Origin of the sequence: Nostoc sp. CALU 1950 (assembly GCF_051172895.1) — a bacterium.
Taxonomy (GTDB): Bacteria; Cyanobacteriota; Cyanobacteriia; order Cyanobacteriales; family Nostocaceae; genus Nostoc; species Nostoc edaphicum_A.
In genome coordinates this window covers 1-3,105 of the sequence record NZ_JBDNJQ010000318.1, presented here as the reverse complement: position 1 = coordinate 3,105, position 3,105 = coordinate 1, and the positions used below count along the sequence as shown (strand labels likewise).

Genomic DNA, 3,105 nt, shown 5'->3' with positions numbered 1-3,105 from the left:
TCCACTCTTGAACTGAAGCAATCTCTTGCCTCAATTGGGCAGCAGCTTCATCCAATTTCTTAAATACCTTGATACCCCGCAAACCAACTTCGGAATTAGTAACTTTAACAAGGTCTGATTCAATTTCAGAAACTTCAGCTTGTAGTACATCTGCCCATTTAGGAGCGGCAGACTTTGTACTTTTCTTTAGTTGAATACGGAAGCGAATGCGAGTTTTATTTAACTGTGAGAAATTGTGGCGTTCGACTACTGCATCAGTTAGGAAATTTGCAGCAATAGGGTTGTCGATTGCTTGCACCATGATTATTCACCTCAATCATTATTTTTCACTTCGATTAAGCGAAGCTTTCTTTGTGAGTATTTCTCAAAAGAGTGAATGTCTATCAAGAAAGGGAAAGGGGTAAAGGGTAAAGGGTAAAGGGTAAAGGGAACCACTAACTTAAAAGCAGGGGTTTCAAAGATGGACACTAATTTTTATCGCACTACGTGTCTTAAAAATTCTTCTTTTTTATTCCTCGTATTTAAAAACAGAGGCTTTATACATTGTGGAGAAAAGTTCTTTATCCTTTCCTTTCCCCCTTACCCCTTACCCTTTCCCCTTTTTTGGTGTAGCTCTATAGATTACTTTTGTAGAGCTTTTTTGTAGCCGAATATGTCTTTTGATGACTGGTGGTTTATGTATGGACATGGCTTAAAATAGCTGAAGTTGCTGTGAATTATCCTGTACCGCAGGCTTCTTATAAACCATGCCTTCGACCTCATAACAGCGAGTCATGAGTTTGTTTCGGTTTAATCGAAAGCTGGCTTTTTTCCTTTGATTTGGCAGAGGTACAAATAGATATTGCGGGTGTTGTATACTACCTTCATCACCCAAATATCGGGAAAGTGTACCGTTAATTTGGTAAACTTTTGAGGAGCTTAAAAGCGTTGAGTCGTAGACTTTAATCAAATTTAATTCCATCTTATTAGCAGTGAAGTGTGCCATAATTTTTTGTGGAATCGATTTTTCTCTACAGTCAGGCTAATTAAATCTGACTGTAGAGTTTTTCACAAATAACCTGATTTTTCTTTCGTCAACATTTTCGTTATCTCTGTGTTAATTATTGATTGAGAATGACAGAAGATTACAGATAGAAATGCTCGAAAATCAGATTTAATTTTTCCTTTAATTCATCTGACAGAGCATTAAAATCAAACTCTTCAGAGTCCCAAACTTGATCCAAGCTTGTAGATTCATCAATAATGTTTGCAATCAAACAAGATTCATTGTCATAGTTCCAGCCATTTGCTAAAAGCCACGGCAGAACTCCCTCAGATTGCAATAGTTTCTCAATGTCGAATGAGTCAGAAAACTGTTGTAAGTTTTCGATACTAGGGTGAACGATTGTAATAGTCATCTGTGATTATTTGTGAATAGTTGAACAGCACGTATTAGCTGTAGACAAAGCTTGAGTCACTTATAGCTACAGTCTCTCAAGCCCTGTTTACAACAAGTTAGAACACCATTTCTGCCGCAGCTTTGGTTACAGCAATTGCTTGTTTACTGATTTCGCGCCAGTCGGTTTCTTCACCATAAGATGCTTTGATTAATTCCGACTCTACCCATATCCGACAGAACAACACGTTTTCATCTGTCGTCCCTGGAGTAGGCTGTAGTGTGATGGGAGAATACAATTGTTCTGGGGTCAAAGTTGCGATCGCCGCAAGTATGCACTTTGAAAAATGAGTATCATAACCGGATTCTAAGATATACGTCCGGTCTGCTTGCATAGTTATTAGTAACTTGCAGGTTTCTTTTTTGCGGCGTTCTGTATTCTCAAACCGTAGTTCTTTAAGATATCCAGTTAAGGCAGTTTGAGGGACATTACTCGGTTCACCATTTAGTGTGTACCACAGTCCTCCGTGCTGTCGATTGCAGTAGATTTTACAATTGCCAGCTTCAGAGTGCAATCCCAGTTTTGGCTTATTGATTGCTGCAACTAACTGCTTAAGTAATTCTTCCTGGCGCATTAAGGCAGCAAGTAGTTCAGCATTTTCTTGAGGGTTCATTGTTCAATACCAATACATTTCACTTTCACATTGGCGAAGCCGTTGACTACAAATGTATGAAATGTAGAGCCAATAAAACAGCGCTCTTGATTTCACAAAAGCGCTTTTTATTACTCATCATTTACAGTTACAGATTATTGATGTGAATTAAATCTTGCTAACAACTCTTCACGGGATAAACTAGACAATTTCAGTAAAAATCTTGCAAAGTCATCTGGTGCTAACAGCAACAAATTATCGACCACTCTTGAGAGTTCTTCATCCACAGAACCAAACCGGAATCTCAACAAGTTTTCTACAACCTGACGGCGTTCTTGCTCCACTCCCTCCTGTACCGCTTGCGCTCTTGCTTCTTGATAAGCTTCTGTTAAATTCATAATTAACTCCTGGTCATCTTCAGTTAAATCTGTTTGTGTCATTACACTGATACGCCATCTGTAAATTATTTCAAGAACATTACGACGGATAAGATTCTCTGGTGGAAGGGCAACCAGTTCACTTACTGCTTGCTGTTGCACTGTTCCCCGTCCCAAAAGCCTTAACCATAGCGTCTCTGAAGTAACTGGTAGTTGGTTAATAGCTACTATTGCAATTCTAAAAACATTAGGCAGAAAGTATATTCCAGTAGACCAGTTTTCTAGCTCTAATTGTGCGCCAAAACCTTTGAGTAAATCTGGTGAAGCTGATGGTACTAAAATCCACAAACGAGGTAAATTATCATCATCATCTAAAGTTTTCCCTTCTGCCGATGACCGACAGTTCAAAGTTGAAAAGACATTTAAAAGTTTATGTAGGCAGCTTCGGACTTCTGTTTCACCAATTTGCTCACAATAAACTTCGATTGAACAATCACTTTGAGCAACTTTAGCAAGTAATCCAAGTGGGTGTCTTTCGGTTTGAATTGTCCCTTTCGGAAAAAACAGAACAATTCCCCGCCTTTCTGAATCGGTTATTACACCGCTAACTTCTACGCTACCTAATGGTGAAAGCAAGCCTTCAAGATAACTGGAGTTTAGACTAAAAGCGATATGAGAGAACGCAAACCAAATGGAATTA

Annotated in this window: 4 protein-coding genes and 1 pseudogene; all 5 read right to left on the bottom strand. The window is 38.7% G+C overall.

Annotated features, from left to right (window positions below):
* A pseudogene (locus ABF638_RS37410) lies at window positions 1-301 on the bottom strand (hypothetical protein); the annotation flags it as partial.
* Between the two features lie 390 nt (window positions 302-691).
* Complete coding sequence (locus ABF638_RS37405) at window positions 692-985, bottom strand: hypothetical protein (RefSeq protein WP_435027787.1); 294 nt, start codon at window positions 983-985, stop codon at window positions 692-694.
* Between the two features lie 139 nt (window positions 986-1,124).
* Complete coding sequence (locus ABF638_RS37400) at window positions 1,125-1,397, bottom strand: hypothetical protein (protein ID WP_435027786.1); 273 nt, start codon at window positions 1,395-1,397, stop codon at window positions 1,125-1,127.
* 97 nt (window positions 1,398-1,494) lie between these two features.
* Complete coding sequence (locus tag ABF638_RS37395; protein ID WP_435027785.1) at window positions 1,495-2,049, bottom strand: hypothetical protein; 555 nt, start codon at window positions 2,047-2,049, stop codon at window positions 1,495-1,497.
* 134 nt (window positions 2,050-2,183) lie between these two features.
* Window positions 2,184-3,098: a hypothetical protein gene (locus ABF638_RS37390; RefSeq protein WP_435027788.1), complete on the bottom strand. Its 915-nt coding sequence runs from the start codon at window positions 3,096-3,098 to the stop codon at window positions 2,184-2,186.
* Window positions 3,099-3,105: the final 7 nt, after the last annotated feature.